Annotated in this window: 10 protein-coding genes; 4 read left to right on the top strand and 6 right to left on the bottom strand. The window is 37.4% G+C overall.

Translation table 11 applies throughout. The features are described 5' to 3' along the window. Nucleotides 1-155: 155 nt before the first annotated feature. The 3 genes from GVN22_RS08640 to GVN22_RS08630 all read left to right on the top strand — a co-directional run bounded on the left by GVN22_RS08640 (nt 156) and on the right by GVN22_RS08630 (nt 3016). Nucleotides 156-608, top strand: a complete 453-nt coding sequence (locus GVN22_RS08640) for a regulatory protein RecX (protein WP_166550633.1) — start codon at nt 156-158, stop codon at nt 606-608. Nucleotides 609-919: 311 nt separating this feature from the next. Beyond that, nucleotides 920-2092 carry a pyridoxal phosphate-dependent aminotransferase gene (locus tag GVN22_RS08635; protein ID WP_166550632.1) on the top strand — a complete coding sequence of 391 codons (1173 nt, stop codon included), beginning with the start codon at nt 920-922 and terminating at the stop codon, nt 2090-2092. A 75-nt stretch (nt 2093-2167) separates the two neighbouring features. Next, complete coding sequence (locus tag GVN22_RS08630; protein WP_166550631.1) at nt 2168-3016, top strand: prephenate dehydrogenase; 849 nt, start codon at nt 2168-2170, stop codon at nt 3014-3016. A gap of 56 nt (nt 3017-3072) precedes the next feature. Here GVN22_RS08630 and GVN22_RS08625 read toward each other — a convergent pair whose 3' ends face one another. The 4 genes from GVN22_RS08625 to GVN22_RS08610 all read right to left on the bottom strand — a co-directional run bounded on the left by GVN22_RS08625 (nt 3073) and on the right by GVN22_RS08610 (nt 7454). Then, a complete protein-coding gene (locus tag GVN22_RS08625; protein WP_166550630.1) occupies nt 3073-3675 on the bottom strand; it encodes a DUF4230 domain-containing protein in 603 nt (200 codons plus the stop codon). Between the two features lie 315 nt (nt 3676-3990). Then, nucleotides 3991-5268, bottom strand: coding sequence for a glutamyl-tRNA reductase (gene hemA / locus GVN22_RS08620; RefSeq protein ID WP_166550629.1), 1278 nt, complete (start codon nt 5266-5268; stop codon nt 3991-3993). Nucleotides 5269-5690: 422 nt separating this feature from the next. Then, nucleotides 5691-6524: a group 1 truncated hemoglobin gene (locus tag GVN22_RS08615; RefSeq protein WP_166550628.1), complete on the bottom strand. Its 834-nt coding sequence runs from the start codon at nt 6522-6524 to the stop codon at nt 5691-5693. 504 nt (nt 6525-7028) lie between these two features. Continuing rightward, nucleotides 7029-7454: a heavy-metal-associated domain-containing protein gene (locus GVN22_RS08610; protein WP_166550627.1), complete on the bottom strand. Its 426-nt coding sequence runs from the start codon at nt 7452-7454 to the stop codon at nt 7029-7031. 396 nt (nt 7455-7850) lie between these two features. On the opposite strand from GVN22_RS08610, the gene GVN22_RS08605 reads away from it, so the two are divergent. Beyond that, nucleotides 7851-8762 carry an NAD(P)-dependent oxidoreductase gene (locus tag GVN22_RS08605; protein WP_166550626.1) on the top strand — a complete coding sequence of 304 codons (912 nt, stop codon included), beginning with the start codon at nt 7851-7853 and terminating at the stop codon, nt 8760-8762. A 416-nt stretch (nt 8763-9178) separates the two neighbouring features. Here the strand turns inward: GVN22_RS08605 and GVN22_RS08600 are convergent, their stop codons facing one another. After that, a complete protein-coding gene (locus GVN22_RS08600; RefSeq protein ID WP_166550625.1) occupies nt 9179-13150 on the bottom strand; it encodes a T9SS type A sorting domain-containing protein in 3972 nt (1323 codons plus the stop codon). Nucleotides 13151-13329: 179 nt separating this feature from the next. Further along, nucleotides 13330-14403 (bottom strand): GTPase ObgE, encoded by a 1074-nt coding sequence (gene obgE / locus GVN22_RS08595; RefSeq protein WP_205690822.1) that lies wholly within the window; start codon nt 14401-14403, stop codon nt 13330-13332. Between the last annotated feature and the right edge of the window lie 429 nt (nt 14404-14832).

The following is a 14832-nucleotide window of genomic DNA, read 5'->3' as shown; positions in this document are numbered from 1 at the left end:
AAAATCCCTCAATCTGTCATGGATTGAGGGATTTTGTGTTAAAATTGAAAGGTTACAAAAGAAAAGGCATATATGTTATTGAGGATGTTATGCTAAACTACCCGATAGCTAACTGCCTAAATCCTGAATCACTACTTACACTTACCTACATTTCTATGAATAAAGAAATTCTCAAAAAAGCCGCAGGATTCTGTGCGTATCAGGAAAGAACCCATCGAGAAGTCAAAGAGCGACTCGACGAATGGGGCGTGTGGGGTGATGAAGCCGATGAAATAGTAGTTTGGCTTATTGAGAATAACTATCTCAACGAAGAGCGATTTGCCAAAATTTTCGCAGGGTCTAAATTTAGAGTCAAAAAATGGGGTAGACTCAAAATTCGTCAAGAACTAAAGATGCGTGGCGTATCCGATTATTGCTTACAGGTGGGCATGAAAGAAATCGACCCCGATGAATATATTCAAACGTTGGAAGATGTTCTTCACAAAAAAAGAGGTGAGATTAAAGATACCAATCCATTAGTAGTCAAACAAAAATTGCTTCGTTACGCTCTGAGTAAAGGATACGAGCAGGATTTAATTTGGGATGCCCTAGGTCGAATCGTACTTTAATAACTTGTAGAACCATGTCTTTGGCATTGAGATTTTTAGCTCTTTTCAACAAATTCTCTTTTTTTTTGTCAAATAATTTTTTTCAGACTACCTTTGAAGTCATGAACCAGTCAATCAACACATACCGTGCTTATTATTACTACGCTTTGCAGGCTTAGTCGGTTGTGTTATGACTTTAATTTGAAAAAATCAAAAAACTAATAATACACAAGCCGACTCAGTGAGTCGGCTTTTTTGTTAACCAATTATTCGATAGCCCTGATTATTTAGTAAAGAAAAACTTTTACTAAATAATATGTCCTAGTAAAACAATGAACATAAAACCAGCATCCCGCATGAACTTGGTTCAGGAGTACTACTTCTCTACCAAACTAAAACAAATAGCAGATATGCGTGCATCAGGCATTGATGTGCTCAATTTAGGTATTGGAAGCCCAGATTTGCCACCGTCTGTCGAAACCATCGACGCATTGACAGACAGTGCTGCACATCCCAAACACCACGCCTATCAAAGCTATGTGGGGATTCCTGCTTTGCGTGAAGGTTTTGCTCAGTTTTATCAAAAATTCTATGGCGTAACACTCAATCCTGTTAATGAAGTATTGCCTTTGATTGGTTCGAAAGAAGGTATTATGCACATTGCGATGGCATATCTGGAAGCTGGCGACGAGGTATTGGTACCCAACCCTGGCTACCCAACCTACCGAGCAGCGTCGCTCCTAACAGGTGCTACTGTGGTAGATTATGACTTGGCTGAAGACAATGGCTGGTTGCCTGATTTGGATGCTTTGGCACAGAGAGATTTGTCAAAAGTAAAATTGATGTGGGTCAATTATCCACACATGCCAACGGGTGCACAAGCTAATACTGCATTTTTCGAAAAACTCAGAGATTTTGCGATTGCTCATAACATCCTGATTGTAAACGACAACCCATATAGCTTTATCCTAAATGATTCTCCACAAAGTATTTTGGCGGTTGAAGGCATGAAAGATGTGGCGATTGAGTTGAACTCTCTTTCAAAATCACATAATATGGCTGGCTGGCGTATGGGGGTTTTAGTTGGAAATGCCGAATTAATAAGTCATGTGTTAAGATTCAAATCGAATATGGACTCTGGTATGTTTTTACCATTGCAAATGGCAGCAGTAAAGGCACTCCAAAATCCTCAATCTTGGTATGACTCTTTAAACGAGATTTATAGACAACGTCAAACCAAGGTGTTTGAAATTATGGAGTTGTTGGATTGCAAATATGACCCAAAACAAATAGGAATGTTTGTATGGGCTAAGATTCCTGATTCATATACCAATTGCTATGAGCTTTCAGACGAAATTCTATTGGGCTCGGCAGTATTTATTACCCCAGGAGGTATTTTCGGAACGGCTGGTGAAAGATATATTCGTATCTCGCTATGTGCCGAAATCACTCTGTTTGACCAAGCTATCCAACGCATTCGTCAATCGAAGGGAATCTGTTCTTAGGACAGCGGGCTAAGTTTTTAAATATATTTCAACATTTATCGGAAACGATAATTCCATCATTGAGCATTTACAAAAATGAATATATCAGTAGTCGGACTTGGTCTTATTGGTGGATCAATGGCCTTAAGTCTTAAAGAAAGTGGGTTTGCGGATTCGGTTATTGGCGTAGATAACAAAACCGAACACGTTATCAAAGCCCTCGAACTCCAGTTGGTCGACCGTGTGGCTTTGCTTAATGATGCCATCAAACAATCAGACATTATTATCTTGGCTGTCCCTGTAGATGCTTTGGTAAAGCTTTTACCTGAAGTTTTGAATCATGTTTCTGAAAATCAGGTAGTCATAGAAGTAGGTTCCACCAAAAAACCTGCGGTAGATTCTGTCAGAAATCACCCTAATCGTGGAAATTTCATTGCTACTCACCCCATGGCAGGTACTGAGTTTTCGGGACCAGAAGCGGCGATTCGAAATTTGTTCGATAATAAAACTTGTGTGCTCTGTGATGTACAAGATTCGAAGCCAGAGCTCGTGAAGATGATTGAAAAAATGTACACCGAGGGACTAAAAATGCGATTGACTTATCTTGACTCGGCTGCACATGATGTGCATACTGCCTATATCTCGCATATCTCGCATATTTGTTCATTTGCTTTGGCCTCTACAGTTTTGCAAAAGGAAAAAGATGAAGAAAGTATCTTTAACTTAGCAAGTTCTGGTTTTGAGTCAACAGTACGTTTGGCAAAATCGAACCCTGATACTTGGATTCCGATTTTCAGACAAAATCAAGATAATATCATCGATGTACTGGACGAGTATATCAATACCTTATTAAAATTTAAAGGTTTGATGTTAGCCGACGGTTACGACAAATTCAAAGACTATTTGACTCAAGCTAACGATATTAAACGTATTTTGAATAAATAAGAGAAGAAGAAAGGGGCAATAGAATTATTCTATTGCCCCTTTCTTCTGTTTTGACTTTATTTCAATCTTCTTGGCGTATCCTTCATGGCATATTTAAGGACTACTTTTTTTCCAGAAACTTTTTCGATAAAAGGTTTCAACATCTGCTCAGCGGATTCTTTAGTTTGTTCCAAAATACCCATCGATTGAGCTGATTGTTGCACCTGAACTTCGGCTTTTTGAAAAGCTTCATCTACTAATTTTGCCTCATCCATGAAGGCAAATTGTGTATCATAAACCTTCGATTTGGAATGGTCTATTTTGTAGTTACAAATCTCAGGTTCAGGCAGATGTACAACTACTGTATCCTTTAATTCCTGTAAATCGGCTACTTTGATTTTTGTTAAATCGATACAACCTGTGGCTTCACCTGTCACAATTAGCAAGACTTTGGCATCTGGTAAAAAATTCTTCTTGATTTTAGATTCTACTACATCCCTAAAATTATATTTTACCAGTTCTATTTTACCCATTGAGGTAATCTCTTGAAGTAAAATATTATGACTTACCTCTGGCGCTTCAGCATTGTCATTTTTCAAAAATTTATATTGTTCCCAAAGCCAAATTCCACCAGCAATAAGGAGAAACAGCAATAGCAAACGGATGATTGTTTTGAGCATAGCCTTAAAAATTAATTGTGTATTAGGCTTGTACGAAGGATCATAAAAATCATTTATTTCGGATATCGGATGTTGGATTTCGGAAGTGTAAGCTTCTTTTTTTTGACAAAAAAGGTATTTTAGTTTTTTCCGAAATCTGAAATCCAAAATCTGAAATTGTTTAAAATCCTTCGTACAGTACTAATTGTGTATCGGTAAATGTAAATAGGGTATTCGACATTTTTACATTTATCAAGGTAACAAAAAAAGCCTACAAATAATTGTAGGCTTGAGGAATATTATCTTTATTAAACGCTATCTCTTAATCGCAAAAAATTAATGAGAATAAGACGATTCATTTTGTTTTTCTAAATCAAAAATCTCGTTGATAACATCTACCAATTGGTCAGCTTCGCCACGTTTACATGCAGCTTTAAGTTGTAAAACTGGCATCTTGATAATTTTCTGAACGATACCCATCGTGATTTTATCAAGTTTCTCTGACTCTTCTGGAGAAAGATTTTTCAAATGACGTGCAAGCTCTTCTTTACGGATTTGCTCTAGGGCATTTTTCAATTTATTGATGGTTGGAGAAACCACCATTTCTTTTGACCAATCTTCAAAACCAGCAGTAGCTTCTGAGATAATTTGTTGAACGTGAGGAATAGATTCCAAACGAGTTTGTAAAGCCTCATCCGCTCTTTGGCGTAGCGTATCAATATTGTAAACCAATACACCTGGGATCTCTTCCAGATTTTCCTCCACACTACGAGGTACAGATAAGTCAATAAAATATTTGAAAGTAAGAATTTCCATTGATTGAATCATCTCTTTAGTAATCAATGGTTTATCAATCATGACAGATGAGATAATCACATCAGCACGTTTGATTTCTTCTTCCATATCCACAAAATCAGCAATACGGAAATTATGTCCTTCGGCAATGGCTTCGGCTTTAGCACGAGTACGGTTCATAACCGTAATCTCAGCAAATTCTTTGTCTGCCATATTCTTGCAAACATCGATACCGATTTCACCAAGCCCTAGAATTAATACTTTTGGTAAAGCAATATTTTGAGTCATCTCCTCAGTCAATGCTACGGCTGCATACGACGTAGAAGCTGCTCCATCACGGAAGGCAGTTTCTTGCGCGACACGTTTGTTAGCAAAGAAAATCGTATGCATCAAACGGTGCAAAAATGGACCAGCCATATTTAAGTCAGCCGCAATTTGATACGATTGTTTTACCTGATTCGGAATTTGAAGGTCGCCTACTACTTGTGAGTGTAGACCAGTAGCCACTTCAAACAAATGCTGTACAGCATCTGCTTGAGCATTGTATTGTTGGAAATATGCAAAATATTCGTCAGTCGTAGCAATGCCTTTATCAAGCAACAAAAGCTTTATAATGTCAGTATTGCGGTTTTCCTCTGACACATAGTAAACTTCCGTACGATTGCAAGTCGACACCAAAATAACTTCTTGGATATCGAACATATCTCTGATTCTGAGGGAGAAATTTTTGATTTCATCCTCATTCAAAGCCACTTGCTCACGTACCGCTAAGGGAGCTGACTTATATGATAAACTGATTGATTTGAATTGATTTTGCATAACACTTAACTATTCCAAGCACAAAATTACAACATGAATAGACATTAATAACTCCATTTTTCGCTAATTATTTATACTTAAACATAATTTAGAATGAGTATAAATAATTACAAGATTTTGAAAGATTAAAACTTGGAAATGTACTATTTTAAGGCTTAATCTTCCGTAAAATTTCATACTGCGAGTTAGTAAAATTTATCGCTCACGAATATGACTTTTGTCACATTCAGACATGACAATTTTTGCTAGTACTCCAAAATTAGGTTGATGATAAGAAGGTAGCTATTCAATTTTGATAGAAAAACAGGAAGAAGTTTAAACGCAAGGATGAACTTTTGAGAACGAGCTATTGATAAACCATCTGAACTTTTATCAAAAGCTCATTCTCAAAATCATTAAAAGACATCTTTCACTTTACTCAACTATTGACCAACGATATCGGCACGCATACCACCCAAAGCAGTCAACAATTCGATTTTAGCTTTAGACTGAACGTTGTATTTCACCAAAGAAGCTTGCAAATCTTCTACTAACGCATTGAAATGTGCATCAGTGATTTTCATTCCTTTGTGAGCAGTTTTCATGTCTAAGCCTGTGTACTTTTCAGGACCACCAGAAGCCTGTCCCACTTGGTTGATAAGATTATTGCGTAACTTCATCAAACGAGCTTGATCAGCGGCAGCAGCAGCAAAAAACGAGTTGATACGAGTATCAGCAGCTACTTTACCGATAAAGTCATCAATCACAGCCGAAATACCCGCATTGGCACCTAATCTGTTATACAAAGATACCTGTCCTTCAACGATATCGCCTTTCATACTAGCCAAGGCTGTCAATAATTCAGTTTTTTCGGTTGCTCCTACTTTAAATTTGTCTAAAGAAGACGTTAAATCTTCTACCAAAGCACCAAACTCGCCATCGGTAATACCCATTCCTTTATGAGCTGTTTTCATGTCTAGTCCAGTATATTTTTCTGAACCACCAGTTGCCATACCAACTTGGTTGATAAGGTTGTTACGAAGTTTAGTCAAACGAGTTGGATCAGCAGCAGCATCTGCAAAATAGGCATTGATTCGACTATCACTTGCTACATTGGCAATAAATTGGTCAATTACAGCAGAAATGGCTGTGTTTCCTCCAAGACGCAGATACAATGACTGTGTTGGTTGCATCGTATCATCATCTTTTTTACAAGATGTAAACATGAGCATTCCAGACATGAGGATAGCTCCCCATAGTTGCGCAGATTTTTTCATATTTCTTTGAAATTTGATTGGTGATTACAAAAGTTGTCCACACCCGCAACGGTCAACCTTTGCGAATTAAAATAGAGAGAAAACGGGCTAATTTTACTTAAGTTAGTGGGCAAATAAAAATAATTTTACCCGCTTTAAGCTCTAGGCTTTATGCTGTAGGCTAAAAGTTGAAAAGAATTTCTCATGAAATAATTTAAGTTTTTTTGCCTAATGCTTACTGCCTAAAGTGTATTAAGGCAATTTCATTTTGCATTAATACTCATGTCGATACGCTCAACACTTGAAACAAAGTAGGATTAATACATTACAATGGTGTTGTTTGATATAGAGTAAGGAATTGGGGTTAAAGAAGAAAGTACACAAAACTTAGCAAGGCATTCTATGTACTTTCTTCTTTATCAATTAATAATAACAAGAAGCCACATTTCTGTTAAATGATACAGAAATTTAATGACTATACGTAATCTTTTACGACAAACAAAGGACGGATCTTGTCGCTAAGAATTATCTAAAACATAAAGCTTTCTTGGCATCTAATACAAAGTCAATGTAACCCATCGGAATCGGACATTTGGGTCCCTCCATTTGGCTAAATTCAAGTTTTGTTGCCATGACAGGAAACTTCTCAACTTTCTCTTTGAGTATTTCCTCATTTACTTCATCAGCATGATAAGTCACACTAACTGTCTGATTCTTAGGATTCACAGTTGAGGCTGTTACTCCTGTAGTACTTTCCAACGAAGATGCCAAGGATGTGCTATCGGTCGTTGAAAGGGGCTTTGAGAGATTGAATACCACCAATTGGATGGGTTTCAAGTTCAATTTATCTGCTAACGATGGTTCTTCCCAGTTTGCATATACTACAAAGGCCAAAAAGAGAACGCCTACAGATACCGAAACTGCTTTTACTATTTTTAATAAAGTTTTCATATATATTTCAGGATTTAAATCAATTGTAAGGATTATCTACACGTATTTTCAAGGTAAATGGTACTTGTTGTCAAGGATAGTCAATTACTATTTTTCTTCAATTATTAGTGGAAGTTTTAACAGAGAAATAGGGTTAATAATGATTTAAAGATAATTTATAACTACTGGCTGATTGCGTAAAGGCCACAAACAACCATCGGCAGGTAAACCGATAGTTATTTTCGACTTACAAACATATCTACGGCTTATCTGAAAGTTCGGATTTACATAAATCTATTTTTTTCTATTTTTTTCTATTTTTTTGATTTGTGAATAAAACGGTAATACTCTATCATTGCGGCATGACACATTCTGGGCAAATAACAGATTGATTTGACTTATTTTATATTGGATAAAATGCAAAAAATTTTGATTACAGGAGCCAATGGACTATTAGGGCAAAAACTAGTTCAATTATTGGCAAATAATCCAGAGATTGACCTAATTGCTACGGCAAGAGGTAAAAGTAGACTTAGCATTTCGGAGGGATTTAGCTATCAAGAGATGGACTTAAGCAATCCTGTCCAGATACAAGAGGTAATCGATAAAGTGCGTCCTGATAGTATTATCCACACAGCAGCTATGACCAATGTGGATATATGCCACCAAAATCCTGAAGGTTGTTGGGAGGCCAATGTAACGGCGGTTGAGTATTTGATTGAGCAATGCCAACGCCACAATATCTATTTATGCCATGTATCTACCGACTTTGTTTTTGACGGAGAAAATGGCCCTTACCAAGAAGAAGACCAGCCCGCTCCTATTTCGATTTATGGTAAAAGTAAATACGAAGCCGAATTGCGTGTACAAGCGTCTGGGTTACGGTGGAGTATTATCCGCACGGTTTTGGTCTATGGAATTGTGCCTGATATGAGCCGAAGCAATATTATTCTTTGGGTAAAAAGCTCTTTGGAAAAAGGTCAAGCAATTAAAGTAGTTAGCGACCAGCTTCGGACACCAACTTTGGCTGAAGATTTAGCTATAGGTTGTTGGCTGGCTACCCAAAAGCAAGCTCAAGGTATTTATCATATTTCGGGAAAAGACTTTATGAGTCCTTATGATATGGCTATTGCCACTGCCAATTATTTTGCCTTAGACAAAACCCTCATTACTGAAGTTACCGCAGATACTTTTACACAGGAAGCTAAGCGACCTCCTCGAACAGGCTTTATTTTAGACAAAGCTATTAATCAATTGGGGTATAATCCTGTTAGTTTTGAGGAAGGAATCTCTGTGATGGTCAAACAACTCAAAGAAATTCAGCAGTAATACAAGCATGAGTCATCCTTAGTTTAGTGATTTACAATTGAGTGAATGAGCGATTATTCTAAAATTTGTATTCTAATTGTAGAGACGCAATGCTTTGCGTCTTACATAGTAGTATCAAAGCATGAGTCATCCCTAATTCTAGTGTATTTTGGGAAAGAGATCCTGTTTTTGTTTGTCTGGATTCGACATTTAGATAATTGAATTTTAAAGAAGGCTAAAATTTGCTCAGATATTAGAAGTATCTTGACTATCACTTAAAAAGGCGTTCGAAAAATTGATTTCGAACGCCTTTTTTGATACTATACTTCGAATGATACCTTTAGACGCAAAGCATTGCATCTCTACCAGTAAAATTCATATTAAAAATAATTACTCATGCACTCAATCACAAATCACTCAATGGTATATTGAAAAACCTATCTAATTACAGATACATGTTTTGTTTTTTCGTAACCATCTAGTTTTACGCGAACAATAAATGAATTGAAAGGTATATTACTCAAATCAATTTGTTTACGTGAATCAAATTTTTCGACTACGTAGGAAGAGAGTAAACGACCTACTAAATCATATACCGCAACCTGAGCACCTACCAAATCATCAGCCACTTCAACCGTAAAGATACCAGTAGTGGAAGGGTTTGGATAAATACTTAATCCATCAAGATTAGGGTCAGCTTTGAAAGCCTTCACTACCGAAGTTTTTGAGAAACAAACCAGCTTATTATCAGGCAAAGCTATAGGAGTATAGGTAAAGCTAGAACGAACTTGGTAATTGCCATCCATTCTTACTTTGATATTTTTAGCATTACCTGTAATTACTTTTCCATTCAACAGCCACTCATATCCGTTTGTATCGCCATCACCTGTCGACTCAATAGTATAAGAACCTACTTGTGTAACTACAGGTGTCACAGGAGTTGCTCTGACATCGATAAATCTCTGTGTAGAGGCAGGAGAAAAACATCCGTTAAAGTCCTGAACACGTACTGTATAATTACCCCCACGTTTGGCATACCAAACATTATTGGCACCATATCCTAATGAATCAGCACCAACCCACCAATAAGCTTTGAAGTTACTTATAGTACTAATTTGAACACTATCACCAGAACAAAATATGGTATTACCATTTGCAAAAATATTTGTTGAAGCAGGAAGCGCATTTACCTTAGCTTCGATTGGATTAGAAGGCTTAGACAAACACTTAAAACCATTGATAGTTTGAACCGTATATAAACCTGCTTGATTAATCGTAATACTTCTGGTACTAGCGCCATTACTCCATTTGTAGCCTACATCAGCAGACGAATTGAGCGTAAGACTTTTATCAGCACAGAAAGGATTTTGTCCTACTGCTGTAATAATTGGAACAGTTGGCAATGGATTTACCGTAATTTTTGCAGTATCAGAATACGCAACAGATTGACAACCATTAGCATCTGTAACCTGTACAGCATACCCTCCTGCTCCTTTGGCATACAAATCTCTTGTTACTACTGACAATGCAGCACCATTAAAAGTCCATTTGTAAGATGCTGTATTATTAGGTAATGTATTTGGCAAACTAGAACGTAACAAAGCACTATCGCCATCACATATAATTTTACCATTTACAGCTTGAATAACAGGCTTGGCTGGTAGGGCATTGATTTTAACAACCTGTGCTGTTGAATATGCAGAATTACAAGTTTGTGAGTCCTGTACCTTCACGCTATATTGACCCGATGCTTTTAAAATAACTGTACTTGTTGTCGCTATCTCTTGCTGAGTTTCTTCATTTCTCCAACTAAACTTTTCAACATTACCGTTGGCATAGAGCGCTACTAAAGTAACTGTATTCCCTTCACACACACTCGTAGGAGTCACTGCAAAAATAGTAGGAGCAAGCGGAGCAACTAATACTACAATTCTTGATTTATCAGAATTTGGAGAAATACACCCTTTGGCAGATCTTGTTTGTACACTATACACTCCTGCTTTATTAATAGTAATTGCTCTATCAAAACTTGTACTTTGAGTAGCACTTGTAGAATCCGTCCAGATATATTGAGTTTCAGAAACAGATGAGGTTAGTATAACACTTTTATCAGGACAGAATGTCAATGGACCACTAGCAGTTATCACTGGTTTAACAGGAAGAGGGTTAACAACTACTGGTACATTGGTTGATGCTAAGACCGAACGACATCCTTTATCGTTAATCGCAATGACATTATAATTACCTGTAGTACGAACCGTGATAAATGGTGTTGTTTCACCTGTATTCCAAAGATAGTTATCTGACTGAGAAGACGTAAGCACTACTTGTCCACCATCACAAAACTCCAACGCTGAGGAATATCCAATCACAGGCTGAGCAGGTCTGCCATTAATTGTGACTGCATACACTGATGAAACTATCGATTTACAGCCTAATGTATCTGTATAAACAACAGAATAATTACCTGCATTTTTTATAACAATATTTTTTGTAGTTCTGCTATCTGTCCATAGAAATGTTCCTTTTACATAGTTATTTGTAACACCAAGCTGAACACTATCGCCTGTACAAACCCCTAAGTTAAGGCCATTTTGAAGAATAGGGTTATTAGTAAAAGTTACAAGACTCAAAGCTGGTGTAGCAGGTCGAGCATTCATCTTAGTTGTTACAGGATCAGAAGCAACAGAGTAGCAACCATTTGCATCCAAGGCACGTACGGTAATGATAGAAGATTTTCTAATAATCAACTTTGTTGTCGTATTGGTAACTGTGTCTGCATCTGTGTTTCTATACCAGACATTTTTATTGGCAGTATAAGATGAAGATAGTCCTACAGTAAAGCCTTCACAAAAAATAATCGGAGCATCAACTGTAATGGTAGGTTTAGCAGGAAGTGTATTAACGACAACTACTACAGAGTTAGACACTGGAGACAAACAACCAAACGAATTAGTAAAGGTAAGGTTGTATGTTCCCGCAGTTTTCACATATATAGTCTGGGTAGTTTTGGTATTACTCCATAAATATGAACCCGATCCTTTATTGTCAGAACTTAGCAAAATACTATCTCCTGCACAAATTTTAACAGTTCCATTTGGTGTTATTACTGGTGCCGTTGGTACGGGATTTACAGTAATTACCATTGGGTTTGATGCAGGTGATTTACAACCACTGCTATTTACTGCACGCACTGTAACTGAATTAGAAATTGATACTCGAATAGTATTAGCACCAGTTGTTGTTGTATCTCCACCAATCGAACGACTCCACAAGTTACTACCAGCACTATAAGACGAAGTTAACGTGACATTTCCACCGTTACAAAATGTAGTTACTCCACCCGCTGAAATCGTGGGTTTTGCTGGTAAAGCATTTACAACAACAGTTACTACATTTGATGAAACTGACTCACATCCACTAGCATTTTTAAACTTAACAGAATAGGTACCTGCTGTTTTTGCATAAATACTTTGACCCAACGATGCGTTACTCCATGTATAAGTACCTGTACCTTTATTATCTGAACTAAGTAAGGTACTATCTCCTGCACAAATACTTACGCTTCCGCTTGGCGTTACAACAGGAGCAGATGGATAACTACTCATTGTTGTTGTAACAGCATCTGAAGCAGGTGACACACAACCATTGGCATCCCTTGCAACAACATATACAGAGTTGGCGTCACTCACTGTTAATTTGGCAGAACCAGTTGTAGTTGTCGAACCACCCACAGTTCTTGACCAGATATTGCTTCCAGCTGTATATGATGAACTAAGTCCTACCGAACCGCCAGTACACAAAGACAAACTTCCATCGGGAGTAATGGTAGGTTTTGCTGGTGCAGAAGGATATAGTGATAAGGTAATCACATTAGAGGTTGCAGAGCAATTAGAAGTTGCATCTGTAGTACTAACTGAAAAGGAATAATTACCCCCAGTTACAATAGAGTTACCTGCAATTGATAAGCTTTGTAATGAACCAACCGAAGTGCCATTTCTGCTCCATGAGTAATTGGCAGCGGTTGTAGAGGAAAGTGTTATACTACCAGTCCCACAAAAAACACCAGAAGTAGAGCCATTTGCAGAAATTACAGGAGTGGTAGGTACAATTTGAGCAACCGTATAAGCGCTCACCGAAAGCCATGCTCCTCCAACTGTTTCTTTGTATCTAGCCGAATAGGTACCAGGGCTCACGATAATAGTACTATCAGAACCAATAACAGTCGATGTTTGTGTATTAGTCCATTCATAGGCGGCTTTACTTTTAGGTAGTCTAAGCTTTACCGTGCCGTTTCCAGTACAAATATAAGTTCCTGATACAGGTGTGATGGTAACTTGTGAAATTCCGTATAGTATCGTCAAACAATTCAACAATACGAAAAAGAAGAGTTTGAAAATTTGTTTCATAATTGCTAATATTTTACTCTTTTGGGATGCTTTCTAAATGAGATGTGCATTCTTTATATGGGTCAAAGTACTTTATTATATTTCTTCTTTAAAAAGCAATTAGATGGGGTTGGCAAGATGTACTTATTTTGCAAGAGAATAAGTACATCTTTTCTTAGGTGAGCTATTAATATTATAGATTATTCAGCGAAATCGTGATCGTTGCCTTCTTCGATTTCTTCCTCATTTTGTTCTTCTTCTGGTTGTACGAATGATTCTTGAGCTTTCTGTAATGAGCCCCAAATCATATCTTTCAATTCCATAAGTCCTTGTTGCATTACTGATGAAATCATTACATAAGGAAGATTTTCTGGAATCTGTGTTTTAATTCTTGCTAAATCTTCATCTTCCGTAACTAAGTCCATCTTCGAAATGGCAATCATGCGTTCTTTATCCAACAAAGCTGGATTGTATTCTTTGAGCTCATTCAGCAAAATTCTGTATTCTTCTGTAATGTCTTCGGCCGTAGCTGGAATCAAAAACAATAAGATAGAGTTACGCTCGATATGGCGCAAAAAGCGTGTTCCTAATCCTTTGCCTTCAGCTGCTCCCTCGATAATACCAGGAATATCAGCCATAACAAATGATTTGAAATCACGATAAGAAACTACACCAAGGTTTGGAACCAAAGTGGTAAAGGGATAATCAGCGATTTCTGGTTTTGCAGCTGAAAGCACTGACAATAAAGTTGATTTTCCTGCATTTGGGAAACCAACAAGACCTACATCGGCCAATACTTTTAGTTCAAGAATCACCCACATATCTTCGCCATCTTCACCAGGCTGAGAATGATGTGGTGCTTGATTGGTTGAGCTTTTGAAGTGCACATTACCCAAGCCTCCTCTACCGCCATGCAACAAGATTACTTCTTGCCCATCTTTGGTAACTTCTGCCAAAACTTCTCCTGTCTCAGGGTCTTTTGCAATCGTTCCTAGCGGAACTTCGATATACATATCTTGACCTTGTGCGCCAGTACGTCGGCCACCTTCGCCTCCGTTTCCGTCTTTGGCAAAAATGTGTTTTTGATATTTTAAGTGGAGAAGTGTCCAGTGTTGGGCATTCCCTTTGAGGATAATATGTCCTCCACGACCACCATCGCCACCGTCTGGTCCACCTTTGGGAACGTGCTTTTCACGACGAAAGTGAGTTGAACCTGCACCACCATGTCCAGAGCGAACGTTGATTTTTACGTAGTCAATGAAGTTTGATGTCATAATTACTAATTGAGATTTATAAAGGGCCTATGATTGTGGCCAATTGTAATGATTAAATACTATTTATTGAGATTTTCAAGCAGAGTGGTCAGGAGTTGTCAGTTTTTAGAAAACCCCTTCTGCTATTTGATAGTTCAATAAGGGAATTTGTCATAATAAAGTCTTATTCAACATTTCAACTTTATTGACAGAATATCTCCTATAAAACTTGGGGTTAGGTTTTTGACCTAGCTGAAGACCCATAGCCACGGCTATAGACATATTTTCAGCGAGATTGAATAAGAATTGGCAGCTTCTATTGTATCCTTTTGCAAAAATAAGCAATTATAAGGCATTGACCTATAAGGAAGTAAATAACTAATTAATCGGGATAGCAAATTACGTTATTTCGTAAAGCAGTTCTTCTATTTTACGCTTGGGTCTACTGGG

This window comes from Cellulophaga sp. BC115SP, assembly GCF_009905545.1.
GTDB lineage: Bacteria > Bacteroidota > Bacteroidia > Cytophagales > Spirosomataceae > Flectobacillus > Flectobacillus rivi.
Note: the sequence above shows the minus strand (reverse complement) of the source record. Positions and strands in the feature narration are given on the sequence as shown.

Excerpts from the sequence above, each read along its gene's own strand:
- GVN22_RS08605 (WP_166550626.1), top strand. The coding sequence starts at position 7,851 with ATGCAAAAAATTTTGATTACAGGAGCCAATGGACTATTAGGGCAAAAA.
- GVN22_RS08610 (WP_166550627.1), bottom strand. The coding sequence starts at position 7,454 with ATGAAAACTTTATTAAAAATAGTAAAAGCAGTTTCGGTATCTGTAGGC.
- GVN22_RS08625 (WP_166550630.1), bottom strand. The coding sequence starts at position 3,675 with ATGCTCAAAACAATCATCCGTTTGCTATTGCTGTTTCTCCTTATTGCT.
- hemA (WP_166550629.1), bottom strand. The coding sequence starts at position 5,268 with ATGCAAAATCAATTCAAATCAATCAGTTTATCATATAAGTCAGCTCCC.
- GVN22_RS08630 (WP_166550631.1), top strand. The coding sequence starts at position 2,168 with ATGAATATATCAGTAGTCGGACTTGGTCTTATTGGTGGATCAATGGCC.
- GVN22_RS08615 (WP_166550628.1), bottom strand. The coding sequence starts at position 6,524 with ATGAAAAAATCTGCGCAACTATGGGGAGCTATCCTCATGTCTGGAATG.
- GVN22_RS08640 (WP_166550633.1), top strand. The coding sequence starts at position 156 with ATGAATAAAGAAATTCTCAAAAAAGCCGCAGGATTCTGTGCGTATCAG.
- GVN22_RS08600 (WP_166550625.1), bottom strand. The coding sequence starts at position 13,150 with ATGAAACAAATTTTCAAACTCTTCTTTTTCGTATTGTTGAATTGTTTG.
- obgE (WP_205690822.1), bottom strand. The coding sequence starts at position 14,403 with ATGACATCAAACTTCATTGACTACGTAAAAATCAACGTTCGCTCTGGA.
- GVN22_RS08635 (WP_166550632.1), top strand. The coding sequence starts at position 920 with ATGAACATAAAACCAGCATCCCGCATGAACTTGGTTCAGGAGTACTAC.